Below are 15,407 nucleotides of genomic sequence, written 5' to 3' on the forward strand. Positions count from 1 at the left end.
ATCTTTAAGCATGTACAAATTCAAAAAAACAAAAAGCTTTCTTTATGCTTTAATTATCTCTGTCCTTACACTCTGCTGCCAAAAAGCACTAGCTCAGGACGATAGTTTTGTACCCTGCCAGGTAATGCCCATGCTAATGACCAATCATCAGGCAGACATGGGTGACCTGGTACGCTATTACTCTCCCTCAAACGCTTATCGATGGGGAAGAATTTCAGATTCAGGTGGGTCTCAAGAAAGACGCGATCGCATTATAGTCCTAAATGAAAAATATCTGGCTGAATTAGATAAAATCAACTTTAGTGAACTTCCGCAAGAATGTAAAGTAGATTATATTTTATTTAAACGTGACCTTAAGCATGAGATTAATGAAGCCAAAAAACATGCTAAGATTTATACAGAAGTTAAAAGCTGGTTTCCGTTTTCAGAAAACATCTATCAATATCTAAAACGAAGACGAAGAGGCTATCAATTAGATGCTAAAGAAGTTGCCAAAAACTGGAATGCTTCAGCAAAACAAATAGACTCTTTACTTCCCCTTTTAAAAGAAGAACAATCGTTAGACAAAGACCAGGTTCAGGAAGCCGTTTTAGTCATCGAAGACCTAAAAAATTCAGCGGCAAATGTTTTTTCATTTTATAATAATTACGACCCCATGTTTACCTGGTGGGTTCCTACTACTTACAAAGCTTTAGATTCCAGCTTAGCAACGTTTAAAACTACTTTTGAAGCTAAATTAGAAAACAAACGTCCTGTTGATAAAAGTGGTATTATTGGTTATCCCGTGGGAAGAAATGAACTGGTAAAACAGTTAGAATACGAAATGATCCCATACACTCCTGAAGAACTTATAGAAATTGCTAATAAAGAGTTTGCCTGGTGCGATGCTGCACTTTTAAAAGCGGCAGAAGAAATGGGATTTGGAAAAGACTGGAAAGCTGCACAGGAAAAAGTTAAAAATGCTTATGTAGCTCCAGGACTGCAGCCTGAAGCCATGTTAAAGCTTTACAATGAATCTATTGCATTCTTAAAAGAAAAAGACCTTATTAGCGTACCGCCGTTAGCCGAAGAAACCTGGGGCATGCAAATGATGTCTCCAGAAAGACAATTGGTTAATCCATTTTTTACCGGCGGCACCAACATCACCATTTCTTATCCCACCAGCGGAATGACCTATGAGCAAAAAATGATGAGTATGCGTGGTAACAATCCGCATTTTTCCAAAGCTACTGTTCATCACGAATTAATTGCCGGTCACAATTTAGAAGGCTTTATGAACAACCGCTACAGAACCTATAGAAACTATCGCACCCCATTTTGGACAGAAGGTTGGTCTCTTTATTGGGAATTATTACTTTGGGATGAAGGCTTTCCAAGTGGCCCGGAAGACCGTATTGGAATGCTATTTTGGCATATGCACCGTTGCGCCCGGATTATCTTCTCCTTAAACTATCATTTAGGAAAATGGACTCCCCAGCAATGTATTGATTTTCTGATAGACCGTGTAGGCTTTGAGCCTGCGAATGCTGAAGGAGAAGTACGACGCTCTTTTATTGGAAGTTACCCCCCATTATATCAGTTAGCTTATCTAACCGGTGGCAGACAATTTTATGCCCTTAGAGAAGAGCTGGTAAAAACAGGTAAAATGACCAATAAAGAATTTCACGATAAAATCATGAGACTTAATTCTATGCCAATAGAAATGATAAGAGCGATCTTAACCGATCAGGAGCTTAAGGAAAATTTTAAAACCTCCTGGCAATTCTACGATTCGATCGACTAAGCTATTAATAATCAAAAATGCTTAATTAAACCAACCCGGAATATTGTTTATGTGACCTAAACAATTTTCCGGGTTATTTTTTGTATTAGCCCCTGTACTGAAATCAAACTCGATTTATCTTTAACTGCACATCTTAAAATTAGCGCATAAAAAAAGCCTCTCATTACAAGAGGCTTTTAACCTGTGCGGGCGGAGAGACTCGAACTCTCACACCTCGCGGCACTAGATCCTAAGTCTAGCGTACATTTGCCCAAACAGCACCAAAGCCACTCATTTTCAATTGATTATATAATATGTCATTTTCTTTGATATCATCTAATATCAATTGATTTCAATATTTGTTGTACCTATGTTGTACCCAGAGAAACTAATAAATTTGTATCTTTAGGAAAACTTCTTGGTAAACTAAACATTCAAAATTGAATGTTGTACCTATGTTGTACCTGATTTGGCTTTCGTACGCAAAACTAGGTCAATTATGTCATCAAACGCTAAAATAGTTCTTCGCAAAAAGCCTAATAAAGAAGGCTTGTATCCTCTTGCCATACGTATTACAAAAAATCGTCGCTCAACATACCAATATATAGGTCACTACATTGAATTGGAAGATTGGGATGAAAAGAATATTCGGGTTAAGAAATCACACATAAATTTCAAAACCTTGAACAATTTGTTATCCTTGAAACTTTCTGAATTAAACAATGCTCTTATTACGCTTCAATCCGAACAAAAAGATGCTTCTGCCAATCAAATTAAGAAGGAAATATATTCCTCCGGTATCAATGCTACATTCTTTGAATTAGCACAAGAACATCTTGACGATTTAGAAAGTACAGAAAAGCTAAATCGTTTATCTACTGATAAAGCGTGGTTGAGCTTTATTATAAAATATCACAATTCGAAACAATTGTCTTTTCAAGAAATTGATGAACGTTTTCTTAAAAAATTGATGTTAACTTTAAAAGTTAAGTACTCCCTGTCTGAAACCTCAATAATGAACATTTTGGTATTTGTAAGGCTATTATTTAACAGAGCAATTAAATACAAAATTGTAAGCAGAGAATTATATCCCTTCGGTGGCGATAAAATAAAAATCAAATTTCCTGAAACTACCAAAGTCGGACTAAATATTTTAGAGATTCAACAAATTGAAAATTTGATAAATCTCAAACCTTCTGAAATACATACTAGAAATGTTTGGCTTTTTAGTTTCAATTTTGCTGGTATGAGGGTTTCTGATGTTCTACGAACCAAATGGTCAGATATTTATGATAACAGGCTGCATTATAGAATGCATAAAAACGCAAAACTTCTATCATTAAAAATTCCTGAAAAAGTACTAAAGATTTTAGACCAATATAAAGATGATAAAAGAAGTGATGATGATTTTGTTTTCCCTGAATTGAAAAAGGCAGACCCTGAAAATGCGAAAGATTTATATAACAAGAGAAAAACTGCTACAAAGAGGTTTAATGACAATCTAAAATCAATCTCTAAAAAGGCTAAAATAAATAAGAAAATAACGATGCACATAGCACGGCATAGTTTTGGAAATATTGCTGGGGATGCCATTCATCCGTTAATGCTACAGAAATTATATCGCCATAGTGATTTGAAAACCACCTTGAACTATCAAGCCAATTTCATCCATAAAGAGGCAGATGATGCATTGGATAGTGTTATAAACTTTTGAGGAAATAAATAATTGAAGAGCGTATATTTTATTGCTATAAGTAGTTTAGCATATTCAAAATATCCGCTCTTTACGATTTTCAATTACAGATTTAATCTCTCCTAAATAGAAACTAATTTTTAATTGGATTTGCTAATTTTTGATTGAAGCATTTAACTAACATTTTATAAAGTTCTGGATGTTTCTTTTTGAGCAAATCTGGGCGCTCGAAGAAATATTCTGAAGCTACTGCAAAGAATTCTGCTTGGTTTGTACCACCATATTTTCTGATATCAGAATGGTTGTCGTTTATGGCTTCTATTTCCTTATGAATTAAATTCAGCCAAGGTATTGCATATTGATGTTCTAATAATCGCTCTGGAACGCCATCTGTTCTATCATCCAGCTTATCAATAAGGTGTACAAATTCGTGTATGCCTGTATTGCTTTTATCTGTTGTGTTTCTAAAACCGTGATACAATGCTTTTTTAGATAAAATCATTTGTTTCTCAAAACGTCCGTTCCCGACTATCCCACCAATATTGCGCGAGTTACCCTTACTGCTAAATTGCATATCTTCATTAAAATTATCTGGGTATAAGAGGATTCCACTTAAATTAGTGTAATGCCATTCTTTAAAGCCGAAAACAGGAATTACCGCACTTGCTGCAATTAAAATTTTGTCTAATTCTTCCAATTCAAACTGCACGCCATCTATATAAACCTCACTTAAAAACTGCATCATTTTTTGTTGAAAAACAAGTTGCCTGCCTTTTGAAAGATTTTTATAATAAAGAACATTCTCCATTAATAATTTGTGCCAATGCTCTGGAAATGGCTTTACGCTATGCCGTTTCTCTTTTCGATAAAAATGAATAGCAAACAGAAGAATCACAACCAAAATTAAAATATAAACCATATTATAGCGAGGTATTAATCTACACGTTCCGCTTTAAAGCCTACCTTTTGCAAGGTAGCCTTTACATCTTCTTCTGAAGCACCATCGCTTTCTATGGTTAAAATTTTATCAGGATTAGCGGTATCCACTTCCCAACTTTCGACACCTTCTTGCTTGTTTAAAAAAGGGGTCACTTTTGATACACAACCACCACAATTGATATTTGTTTTAAATTTTAAAGTTTTCATTGTATTTGAATTTATAATTAATATTAAAGTTTTACTCCTTTAAGCCTTAAACTATTTAGAACTACAGACACGCTACTGAAAGCCATTGCCATTCCTGCTATCATTGGGTCTAATAAGAACCCATTTACGGGATACAAAACGCCTGCTGCAATTGGAATACCAATGAGATTATAAATGAATGCCCAAAATAGATTCTGACGTATGCCCAACACCGTTCTTTTTGATAATTCCAGCGCTTTTGGGATGGATCGTAAATCTGATGTTATCAAGGTCATTTTTGCTACGTCCATCGCTATATCTGAACCTTTTCCCATTGCAATACTCACATTGGCTTGCGCCAAAGCCTGGGAATCATTAATACCATCGCCAACCATTGCGACTATCTTTCCGTCCGCCTGCAATTTTTCAACAAAAGCTGCCTTGTCCGAAGGCATTACTTCGCCTTGGTAATTTGTTATTCCGACTTGTTTTGCGACAGCAGATGCGGTTTTATTATTATCTCCTGTAAGCATACAAACCTCAATACCTCTTTCCTGAAGCGTTACTATGGCCTTTTCTGAAGTTTCCTTAATCTTGTCTGCAATGGCGAGTATCGCCAGCAATTGTTTTTCATTACCAAAGAATATGACCGTTTTAGCCTGCTCTTCGAGACTTTCTGCTGTTTGCATTAAAGAAGATTCAATTTCAATATTCTTTTCGACCATTAGTTTATGGTTACCCACATAATATTTTGAACCATTCTCTGATTGCGCCTTTACACCTTTTCCTGTAATACTTTCAAAAGAAGCAATTTCAGCTTGTTCAACCTTTTCATCTTTTAAATGGTTGACTACTGCTTCCGCCAAAGGATGTTCCGATTGTGCTTCTATAGCCAAAAGAATTTGCTTGTATTCATTTTGATTTTCAAGGTTATTCTTCCAAATTATATCAGTTACTAAGGGTTTTCCTTCGGTAATTGTACCCGTTTTATCAAGGATAATAGCATTCACTTTATAACCGAGTTCTAAACTTTCGGCATCCTTTATCAAAATATTATTTTCTGCGCCTTTACCAATTCCCACCATAATTGCGGTAGGTGTTGCCAAGCCCAATGCGCAAGGACAAGCGATAACCAACACGGCTACAGAGGTCAACAAAGCTTGTGAAAATGCGTTATCGCCACCAACTGACATCCAGACAATGAATGTAATGATAGAAATGACTAATACGACAGGAACAAATATTCCGGCAATCTTATCAACCAGCTTTTGAACCGGCGCCTTGCTTCCTTGAGCTTCCTGAACCATTTTAATGATTTGTGATAGTAAGGTTTCTCCACCTACTTTTTCGGCAGTAAATTGAAAGCTCCCTTTTTGATTTACCGTGCCTGCAAATACTTTTTCATCAGTTGATTTTTCTACTGGAACAGGTTCTCCCGTAATCATACTTTCATCTACATACGAGCTTCCCTTGGAAACTTCTCCATCCACAGGAATCTTTTCTCCGGGACGCACCAAAATGGTCTGGCCAACTTGCACGGATGAAATAGGAATTTCCTTTTCTTCTCCATTCTCAATGATTTTAAGGGTTTTAGGCTGAAGACCCATTAATTTTTTGATGGCTGAAGACGTATTGGATTTTGCCTTTTCTTCCAATAGTTTCCCCAAGGAAATAAAGGTTATAATTACCGTAGCCGCTTCATAATAAACGTGAGGTTCAATACCACGACTCAACCAAGATTCTGGAAAAAAGGTATTGAATACACTAAAGATAAAAGCGATTCCTGTGCTCAAAGCTACCAAGGTATCCATATTTGCTTTACCGTGTTTGGCTTGCTTGAAAGCATTGATGAAAAAGCTACGACCGAACCAAAAAAGAATTGGAAAAGTTAACACCAAAGAAATCCACTTACCTGGTTCCCATTGCATAAAAAACATTCCTAATACAAAAATGGGTAGCGTAAGTATAGCCGACCAGATAGTACGGCTTTTTATGTCCTGATAATGTTTTTGCTGAAGTTCTTGTTGTACTTCCGAAGGATTTTCTGTATCTATAATAATATCATAGCCTACCTCGCGAAGTGCATTTTGAAGTTGATTAGGACTCAACGCTTTGTCGTATTCCACAAGAACAGAACTATTAGCGAAATTGACGCTGGCATCAAACACTCCTTCTGTGTGTTTTAAAACAGATTCAACGCTCGCTGCACACGATGCGCAGGTCATTCCCGTAACAGGAAATGATTCTTTTATTCCCTGTTTTTGCTTCTTTTCTTTGGTTTCAAATATGTTGATTGTCTCCATAATCGTATTCATCTTAATACATCACAAATTTTAGGATTTAAAGTTTTTAATATATTACGTTATATGCTGAATGAATTGTAGAATTTGCTTGTTAAGGGTCACCAATATGTAATTTTCCCAAGTTTCCGATACAAACAAGATAACTTATACCCGATTTTTTATAAAACAAAAGACTACAATGTGAGTTGTAGCCTTTCGGAATTTGAGGTTGTTGCACCTCACTATAATGAATTGAGATAAGTTGTATTATTTTAAATATTCGTTACAAGCTTCCTCACATTTTCTACAGGCATCTGCACATTCTTGACAGTGTTTGTGGTCGTGCTTGGCACATACATCAGCGCATTTTTTACAGATATCACGGCATTGTTCTACCATACCTCTAACATCTTTATAATTTGACGCAAGCAAATTTGCTGTTGCACTACAGATTGCAGCACAAGCCCTATCAGTTCTTATACAATCTACCATCATCTTGACGTTTTCTTCGCCAAGACAAGCATCTGCACAGTAATTACAATGTGCTACACAATTGTTTAAAGCTTCGATTAATTTTGAATTTTTCATAAATATATTAGAATTTAAATTGTTAAAAATAGTCCACTACTATAGCGGATATTACTAAAGACAATTTAATGTATGTAATATCGTTTTTTGTTATAAAATATGCCGAATGATTTGTAAAATTTTCGGATTAACAGAATTTAACATCATATTTTATCCAAATATTTACGATTCTGATTTGTGCTTTTTTTAAACTGTGTAGGTGTCATTCCTGTAACCTTTTTAAATTGATTGCTTAAGTATGCAACACTACTATAATGAAGTTTAAATGCTATTTCACTCAAGGTTAATTCATCGTAAACTATAAGTTCTTTAACACGTTCAATTTTCTGGTTTATGATGTACTGCTCGAACGTAATATTTTCTACCGACGAAAAAAGTGAACTTAAATATTTGTAGTCCAAGTGAAGTTCGCCTGTAACAATATCTGCCCATTTGAAATCGAGCTCCTCGGAAGAATGATGGATTTTATCTACAACCAATGTTTTCATTTGTTCAATAAGTTGACTTTTACGGTCGTCAATCAAACTAAAACCTGAATTTTGAAGCGCTTTGGAAAGACTATTTTTTGTGTTGGGACTTAACGATGAAACTAATTTAACCTCCCCCAATTTTATAGAAACATACAGTATTTTAAGTTGTTCCAAAATATTGGAAACTGCTGAGATACATCTTGGGCAGACCATATTTTTAATATGGATAGTCTCATTCATATAGTACTTGTTTCAAAATAATTTTAATCCAGATTTGTATAGAGAATAATAAACGGCAGCTGTTGCAGCAACTACAAAAATCAATACTATCACAACTAAAGCTATAATTTTATCTTTTTTTGGAATATCACTTTTAGGCTGATGTTTCTTTCTGTCATTTTTTCTTCTATTTCTTCTACTCTCACTCATCCTCGTTCTCCTTCAAAAAATCAAGATGACTAATTTAAACTACCCAATTAAGTATAGTTTTAAACTATTGTACGGTTTCTGTTACTTCACCACAGTTTAGCATTGCTTGTCCGTAGTAGGGATTTTGTATTTCTTTTTCCGTGCTCAACCAATATGCGCCTTCATTATTATTTGCCATTGGACAAAAATCTATGTAAATTTCTTGGTTGATGCCAAACGCTTTCATTGCATTTATGAGGTGTGCTGAAAGACTGATAAAATGATTTCTCTGGGTTTTAATATCGGATGTCTGGGCAATTTCATTTGAGGAAGCCTTCAATTCTTTTTCAAGTTGCGCCCAGTGGTTATTCGCATTTTTATCCTTTAGCAAAGCAAGGTCAACTTGTGTTAAACTTTTCTGTAAGGTCTGTGCGGCCGTTTTTGCTTTTTCACTTTGGTCGTTTGTCAATGCTGTTTTAAGCATAATATAATCATCAAAAACTGTTTTGAGCTGCTCTTGGAATTTGGAAGCTACATCCATACGCTTGGCGGCATCAACTGTGTTGTTTAAATTTTCCATTCCCAAATGCCCTTCGTGACCTGTCATTGTTTTACCACCTGATGCATTCATCATAGATTTTTTTCCTTGTAACTGTGCAGCGGCATCTACGGTAAATGTTCCGTTGGTTACCACTTCATCGCCGTTAGAAAGCCCTTCGATAATGGTATAGTTCTCACCATTTTTCGTTCCCAAAGTCACTTCTTGCATTTCAAAAACGGGTTCATTGGGATTGGTCTTTACGTACACCAATGAGCGCTCGCCTGTCCACATTACTGCCGTTGCAGGTATGCTTATCGCAATTTCCATAGTATTGCCTTTTGTCATTGCCACTTTTGCGGTTACGAACATTCCTGGTTTTAATAGATTTTCCTTATTGTTCAATGTGGCGCGCACTGAAACAGTTCTGGACTTTGTATTCAAAGTAGGGTCGATAAATGAAACTGATGCTTCAAATTCTTTATTGGGATAAGCGTTACTAGTGATTGTTACCTTTTGACCTTCCTTTAGTTGCGAGATTTGTCTTTCGTAGGCGTCAAACATTGCCCAAACAGTACCCAAATCACTTACTTTAACAATGGGCTGGCCTTGTTTTACATAGTCGCCTTCTTCTGCCATTTTTTGGGAAACGGTGCCTGAAACAGTTGCATAAATCGGAAAATTTTCCCGCACCTTGCCAGAACTTTCTATTTGGTCTATTTGGCTTTCAGAAAGTTTCCACAATTTTAATTTGTTTCGAACTGCTTTGTATAAACCTGGTTGTGATTCTTTCAGGTCAGAAGCAGTTAAAAGTTCTTGTTGGGCAGCAACGAGCGTTGGTGCATAAATCGTTGCCAACAACTGTCCTTTTCGTACTTCTTCGCCCGTGAAATTGACATTCAACTTTTCAATACGTCCTTCAAAATAGCTTGCCTGTACCGCATTGGCTTCTTCGTTGGCCATTATTTTTCCGGAAAGTGTTATTTTGTTATCGTCGGTTCCTGAAATATTTCCTACAATTGTAGTTTGGATATTCGCCAGTGCCATTGCATTGTCGCTCATTTTTATTTCGTTCATTGCAAGCCCTTCCGCACCAGTTTCGGCGGGAATTAAATCCATACCGCATATTGGGCAGTCGCCAGGTTCTGGTTGCATAATCTGTGGGTGCATTGAACAGGTCCACATTTGATGTTCTTCGGAGTGGTTAACGTCTTCGCTCAAATCTGTTACTTTCTTGCTGTTTACGGAACCTTCCGCAGAAGGGCCAAAAAAGACATAGCCCAAGACCAATCCTATGGCTAAAATTGCGGTATAAATGATGTATTTTTTCATAGTATATTTTTTTATTTCTTTATAAAACCCAACAGATTTTAAGACCAGTTAGGTTTTGGTAATTATTATTATTCTGCTTGCAAACGCTTTATCATTGCTTTCATTTCTCCAATTTCTTTACGTTGTGCTTTGATAATATCATCAGCCAGTTTGCGCACTTCAGGGTCTTTGATATCGGCTCTTTCACTTGTTAAAATTGCAATTGAGTGATGGGGAATCATTGCTTTCATCCACAGAATATCGCCAATGATTGGGCTTTGTGCCCTAACCAAACCAAGTGCGCCTAAAAATAGCACCAAGCTACCTAATAAAATAGCGATGTTCTTTTTCTTGTTTTGATACATTTTCCGCATAAAAAACCACATTATTACTGCCATTGCTGCAATACCCAAACAACTCATATAGAATCTGGTTAAACTAAAATATACGTGGTCTAACGCATAACTATTTAGATACATCGTGATGTACATTGCAATAAAAGATGCGACAAGCATCAAAATAAATTTTGTGTAATTGCCTTTGTTTGTGTGTTGATTTGAATTTTTCATTGTTTTAGAGTTTTTGGTTATGATTTAATTATTTTCTTTTTTAATTTTCTAATGGTTGGCGAGGAGGTGTACCACAGCAGGAATCCGCTTAACACCGTAATCAATCCCAAGAGCGAAAACGCCCTTAATACAATGGTATTGAAATTGTCGCGCGTGTCATAATCCATTGTGTGGGTCATCCATAAAAAGTCGAACCAACGCCACGCTCGATGCCTTACAGTCTGGAATTTTCCGTCTGTTACCGAAACATAAGCATTAAGAGCTTCATCGGTATCATATGAAATAACATAGGCTGGCAATAGCTTTTCCCGATATTCGTGATAGTCGTCCACTTCGGTTATTTTTTCGATGTTGGCGACTTTCAAACCATCTTTCATATAGTTTTTGGCAACAGACAAGGCCTCTTCTTCCGTAATATTTTTTTTTGCTTTCCCAGTTTTTGCACTGTACAATTTTTGATTGTTTATCCAGTAATAAGGCTCGTTGTTGATGTCCCTAATTTCGATACTTCCAATGCCTTCAGGATTGTTTATTTGTGAAGGACTTATTAAATCATCAAAGGCTTTGGGCACGTAATCTAAATTACAGAATTGGTCACCGTGAATGTCGTCTATGTTTGTCCAACTGAAATACATTCCGCTAATGGTCCAAAACAGGAACTGTACCCCCAAAAAGAGCCCCAAATATCTGTGGGTCTTTCGTATTTTTAGTGCGGTTTTCCTTTTCACCATCTTTAAAGTTTTAACGAACGTAACCGCAAAGCGTTCATAATAACGGAAACTGAACTAAAGCTCATTGCCAAAGCCGCTATCATTGGTGATAATAACAACCCGAAAATAGGGAACAAAACACCTGCTGCGATTGGGATTCCTAAAATGTTATATCCTAAAGCCCAAAATAGGTTTTGCTTGATGTTACGCATTACACCGTCGCTCAATTCCCGTGCCTTGACAATACCGTGCAAATCGCCTTTTACCAAGGTTATCATTGCACTTTCAATGGCAACATCTGTTCCTGTTCCCATTGCGATACCAACATCACTTTTTGCCAAGGCTGGCGCATCATTGATGCCGTCGCCTGCCATTGCTACAACTTTTCCGCTGTTCTGTAATTTTTCTACTTCCTGAAGTTTGTTTTCGGGCAACATTCCTGCTTTAAAATCAGCAAGATTTAATTCTTTTGCGACCGCTTGGGCAGTATCGTGATTGTCGCCAGTAAGCATTATTACTGCGATACCTTTGTCTTGAAGTGCTTTGATCGCTTTGGCGCTGGTCGCCTTTATTTTGTCGCCAATGACAACATATCCCACAACTTTTGAATCGATGGATAGGTATGAAACTGTTTTTCCTTGCTTTTGAAAACTTTGTGCTTCGGTTTCCATTTCCGAAGTTAATTCAGCCTTGGCGTATGCCATCATTTTGGAATTCCCTAAATCCACTTTTTTCCCGTTGATGTTTCCTTCAACACCTTTTCCGGTAACTGCGCTAAACTTTTCAGCGCTCAAAAACTCAACATTCTTTTCTTTACCATATTTTACAGTTGCTTCGGCAAGCGGATGCTCGCTTTTGCTGTTTAGGGAAACGATGTATTGAAGCACTTCTTTTTCTGAAAAATTAGTTCCGAAGGCTCCGACTTTTTCAACCGTTGGTTTGCCTTCTGTTATGGTTCCTGTTTTATCGATAATAAGTGTATCCACCTTGTCCATTTTTTCCAAAGCTTCGGCATTTTTTATGAGCACACCATTTTGTGCGCCCTTACCAACACCGACCATAATGGACATTGGTGTTGCCAAGCCCAAGGCACAGGGACAGGCGATAATCAATACTGCAATTGCATTTACAAAGGCATAAACATAGACGGGTTCCGGACCAAAAATAGCCCAAACCACAAATGTGATAATGGAAATAAGGACAACTATGGGTACAAAATATCCCGAGACGGTATCCGCCAATTTTTGGATTGGTGCACGACTGCGACTGGCATTATTGACCATTTGGATAATTTGGGACAGTAGGGTATCTGCACCCACCTTTTCGGCTTTCATCAAAAAAGATTGGTTGCCGTTGATGGTGCCACTGGTAACTTTGTCATTTGCCGCTTTGTTTACGGGAATAGGTTCGCCTGTAATCATAGATTCATCGACCGTTGTACTACCTTCGGAAATCACGCCATCAACTGGAATTTTTTCGCCTGGTTTCACCCGTAGGATATCGCCCAATTTAATGCTATCAATCGTAACCTCTTCTTCCTTGCCATCTTTGACTAGTATGGCCTTGTTTGGCGCGAGCTTTAGCAATTCCTTTATTGCTGAATTGGTTTTGCCGTGGGCACGTGCTTCCAAAACCTGACCCAAGAGCACCAAGGTCAAAATAATAGTGGATACTTCATAATATACGTGAACGGCACCAGATTCTGTTTTGAACTGTGCCGGGAAAAAATCGGGAAAAAGCATACCGAATACGCTGAATAACCACGCTGCGCCAGCACCAATGCCGATTAGGGTAAACATATTGAGGTTCCAGGTTTTGATGCTTTTATAGGCACGTTCAAAGAACATCCACGTAGCATAAAACACCACAGGAATTGAAAGTGCAAGCTGAATCCAGTTCCAGTTTTTTTGCTTCATTACCGTATATAACGGATTATTCGGAATCATATCGCTCATTGCGATTAAGAAAATAGGTAAGGTAAAGGCGACTGCAATCCAGAATTTCTTGAGTAATTTGTTATAGGTCTTTTCTTCGGCTGAACTATCTGCTTCCATTGGGACTAAGTCCATCCCACAGATTGGGCAGGCTCCAGGTTCATCTTTTACAATTTCCGGGTGCATTGGGCAAGTCCATTGTTCAGAAGTTTTTGCAGATAAATTTTGCTCTTCAACTAAATCCATTCCGCAGACAGGACAGTCTCCAGTTTTTTCATATGTTTTGTCTCCCTCACAATGCATCGGACAGTAAAAAGTGCCAGTTCCTTTACCTTTAGGTTTTTCATTTTTTGCTTTCGTACTTCGACTACGCTCAGCATCAACTCCGGCGGTATCGTTTTGATGATGTCGCTCTCCAGATTTGTGGATAGAATAAGTACCACCTTCTTTTTTAAGGGCATCTTGGAATTTCTCAATAGGAATATGTGATTCCATTTCAATGGTAGCTTCAGCTTTTGCTAAATTCACAGTAGCCTTTGAGACACCTTTCACTTTGGAAAGTGTTCCTTCTACGTGATTTCGACAACCATTGCAGGTCATTCCGTGTATTTTATAGGTGTGTTTCATAGTATCTGTTATTTTTACATTTTCATTTGTTCTTTTTCACTGTTTTCCATTCCCATATTCATATTTCCGTCTTTATCTGTATGCGATTTCATAAAAATAAATTGAGAAAGAAAAATGAGGGCAATACCAATTGCAGCAACTATTAGTACAAATGGGTCGTTTACATATTTTAAATAGATAAATGCTGCCAAAATAACAACATCCAACAGTATGGCAATTATTGGAATAATCGGGTTGAATTTTACTTCCTTTTTCAAATATTTAAAAAGTCCCCAATGAATAGCAATGTCCATTATCAAATAGAAAATAGCACCAATGGAAGCTATGCGAGTTAAATCGAACAAAACAGTCAAAAGTATCGCTAAAGAAACAGTAAAAATCAGCGAAGGATTTTTAAGTTGCTTCATTCTGTTCATATCAGGAACTTGTTTCATATTGCTTAACATACCCAACATTCGCGAGGCAGAATATACGCTGGCAATTACACCGGAAACTGTTGCAACAATGGCTAGTAAAATAGTTAGCGTTGAACCCCATTCGCCAAATAGAGGTTTTGCTGCTGCTGCGAGAGCATAATCTTTTGCTATTATAATTTCTTCAATACTCAATCCGCCAGCAACCGATAATGCCAAAACAACATAGATAACCGTACAAACGATTATTGATATAATTATGGAACGCCCTACATTTTTATGAGGATTTTTTATATCGCCACCTTGATTGGTAATGGTCGTAAATCCTTTGTATGCAAGGATAGACAAGGCCAATGCGGCAATAAATCCAAAACCTTCAGGCAGGGATTGGCCATTGGCAGCACTATAAGTACCTGTGATTGTGGGTAAACCAGAAATAACCAATCCTGATATAGCAAGAACTGCAATACCCACTACTTTAATAATTGCAGTAATGGTAGCGGTAGTCTCAATAATCTTGTTACCCGAAATATTGATGATATATGCAGCAACAATAAGCAATACACCCAATGCAGATGCATAACCTTCATATCCTTGCGGAAACAGTCGTAACGCATACGCCCCAAAAGTACCTGCCACTAAACTTTCTGAGACAACCATTGATACATACATCAGCAAAGAAAATGAACCAGCAAGTGTACCTGGTAAATAGGCCTTTGTCAAAAATTTAGCAACACCTCCAGAAGAAGGATAGGCGTTTGAAAATTTAACATACGAATAGGAGCTAAAGCCTACTACAACTGCGCCTGCGATAAAAGCAATAGGAAATAAATCGCCGACTAATTCGGCTATCTGCCCCATTAAAACAAAAATACCTGCACCAATCATTACGCCTGTACCTAAAGATACAGAGCCTAATAATGAGAGCTTTTGGGTATTTATTTTTAATGGTTTCATCTCGAAATTTCTATTTAATC

General features: G+C 37.1%; 13 protein-coding genes. 2 read left to right on the forward strand and 11 right to left on the reverse strand.

Annotated features, from left to right (window positions below; all coding sequences use genetic code 11):
- Nucleotides 1-10 precede the first annotated feature (10 nt).
- Nucleotides 11-1,783: a DUF885 family protein gene (locus ZPR_RS20000; protein WP_013073610.1), complete on the forward strand. Its 1,773-nt coding sequence runs from the start codon at nt 11-13 to the stop codon at nt 1,781-1,783.
- Between the two features lie 478 nt (nt 1,784-2,261).
- The gene (locus ZPR_RS20010) at nt 2,262-3,476 is read left to right on the forward strand and encodes a site-specific integrase (protein ID WP_008610802.1); all 1,215 of its coding nucleotides are present in this window, start codon (nt 2,262-2,264) and stop codon (nt 3,474-3,476) included.
- A gap of 112 nt (nt 3,477-3,588) precedes the next feature.
- Here the strand turns inward: ZPR_RS20010 and ZPR_RS20015 are convergent, their stop codons facing one another.
- The 11 genes from ZPR_RS20015 to ZPR_RS20060 form a co-directional block, all read right to left on the reverse strand.
- Nucleotides 3,589-4,374: a M90 family metallopeptidase gene (locus ZPR_RS20015; RefSeq protein WP_008610801.1), complete on the reverse strand. Its 786-nt coding sequence runs from the start codon at nt 4,372-4,374 to the stop codon at nt 3,589-3,591.
- Between the two features lie 14 nt (nt 4,375-4,388).
- On the reverse strand, nt 4,389-4,601 hold the full coding sequence (locus ZPR_RS20020) for a heavy-metal-associated domain-containing protein (protein ID WP_008610800.1): 213 nt from the start codon (nt 4,599-4,601) through the stop codon (nt 4,389-4,391).
- 23 nt (nt 4,602-4,624) lie between these two features.
- Complete coding sequence (locus ZPR_RS20025) at nt 4,625-6,883, reverse strand: heavy metal translocating P-type ATPase (RefSeq protein ID WP_041579229.1); 2,259 nt, start codon at nt 6,881-6,883, stop codon at nt 4,625-4,627.
- Nucleotides 6,884-7,129: 246 nt separating this feature from the next.
- Nucleotides 7,130-7,450 (reverse strand): four-helix bundle copper-binding protein, encoded by a 321-nt coding sequence (locus tag ZPR_RS20030; RefSeq protein ID WP_028376588.1) that lies wholly within the window; start codon nt 7,448-7,450, stop codon nt 7,130-7,132.
- 143 nt (nt 7,451-7,593) lie between these two features.
- Entirely contained in the window at nt 7,594-8,160 is a 567-nt protein-coding gene (locus ZPR_RS20035; RefSeq protein ID WP_013073615.1) for a helix-turn-helix domain-containing protein, read from the reverse strand.
- 12 nt (nt 8,161-8,172) lie between these two features.
- A complete protein-coding gene (locus tag ZPR_RS23515) occupies nt 8,173-8,349 on the reverse strand; it encodes a hypothetical protein (RefSeq protein WP_013073616.1) in 177 nt (58 codons plus the stop codon).
- 64 nt (nt 8,350-8,413) lie between these two features.
- The gene (locus ZPR_RS20040; protein ID WP_013073617.1) at nt 8,414-10,198 is read right to left on the reverse strand and encodes an efflux RND transporter periplasmic adaptor subunit; all 1,785 of its coding nucleotides are present in this window, start codon (nt 10,196-10,198) and stop codon (nt 8,414-8,416) included.
- Nucleotides 10,199-10,266: 68 nt separating this feature from the next.
- Nucleotides 10,267-10,746: a DUF305 domain-containing protein gene (locus tag ZPR_RS20045; protein WP_013073618.1), complete on the reverse strand. Its 480-nt coding sequence runs from the start codon at nt 10,744-10,746 to the stop codon at nt 10,267-10,269.
- 17 nt (nt 10,747-10,763) lie between these two features.
- A complete protein-coding gene (locus ZPR_RS20050) occupies nt 10,764-11,477 on the reverse strand; it encodes a PepSY domain-containing protein (protein WP_028376590.1) in 714 nt (237 codons plus the stop codon).
- A gap of 2 nt (nt 11,478-11,479) precedes the next feature.
- A complete protein-coding gene (locus tag ZPR_RS20055) occupies nt 11,480-14,017 on the reverse strand; it encodes a heavy metal translocating P-type ATPase (protein WP_028376591.1) in 2,538 nt (845 codons plus the stop codon).
- A 14-nt stretch (nt 14,018-14,031) separates the two neighbouring features.
- Nucleotides 14,032-15,387, reverse strand: coding sequence for an APC family permease (locus ZPR_RS20060; RefSeq protein ID WP_013073621.1), 1,356 nt, complete (start codon nt 15,385-15,387; stop codon nt 14,032-14,034).
- Nucleotides 15,388-15,407: the final 20 nt, after the last annotated feature.

It is taken from the genome of Zunongwangia profunda SM-A87, assembly GCF_000023465.1.
In the GTDB taxonomy this organism is placed as follows: domain Bacteria; phylum Bacteroidota; class Bacteroidia; order Flavobacteriales; family Flavobacteriaceae; genus Zunongwangia; species Zunongwangia profunda.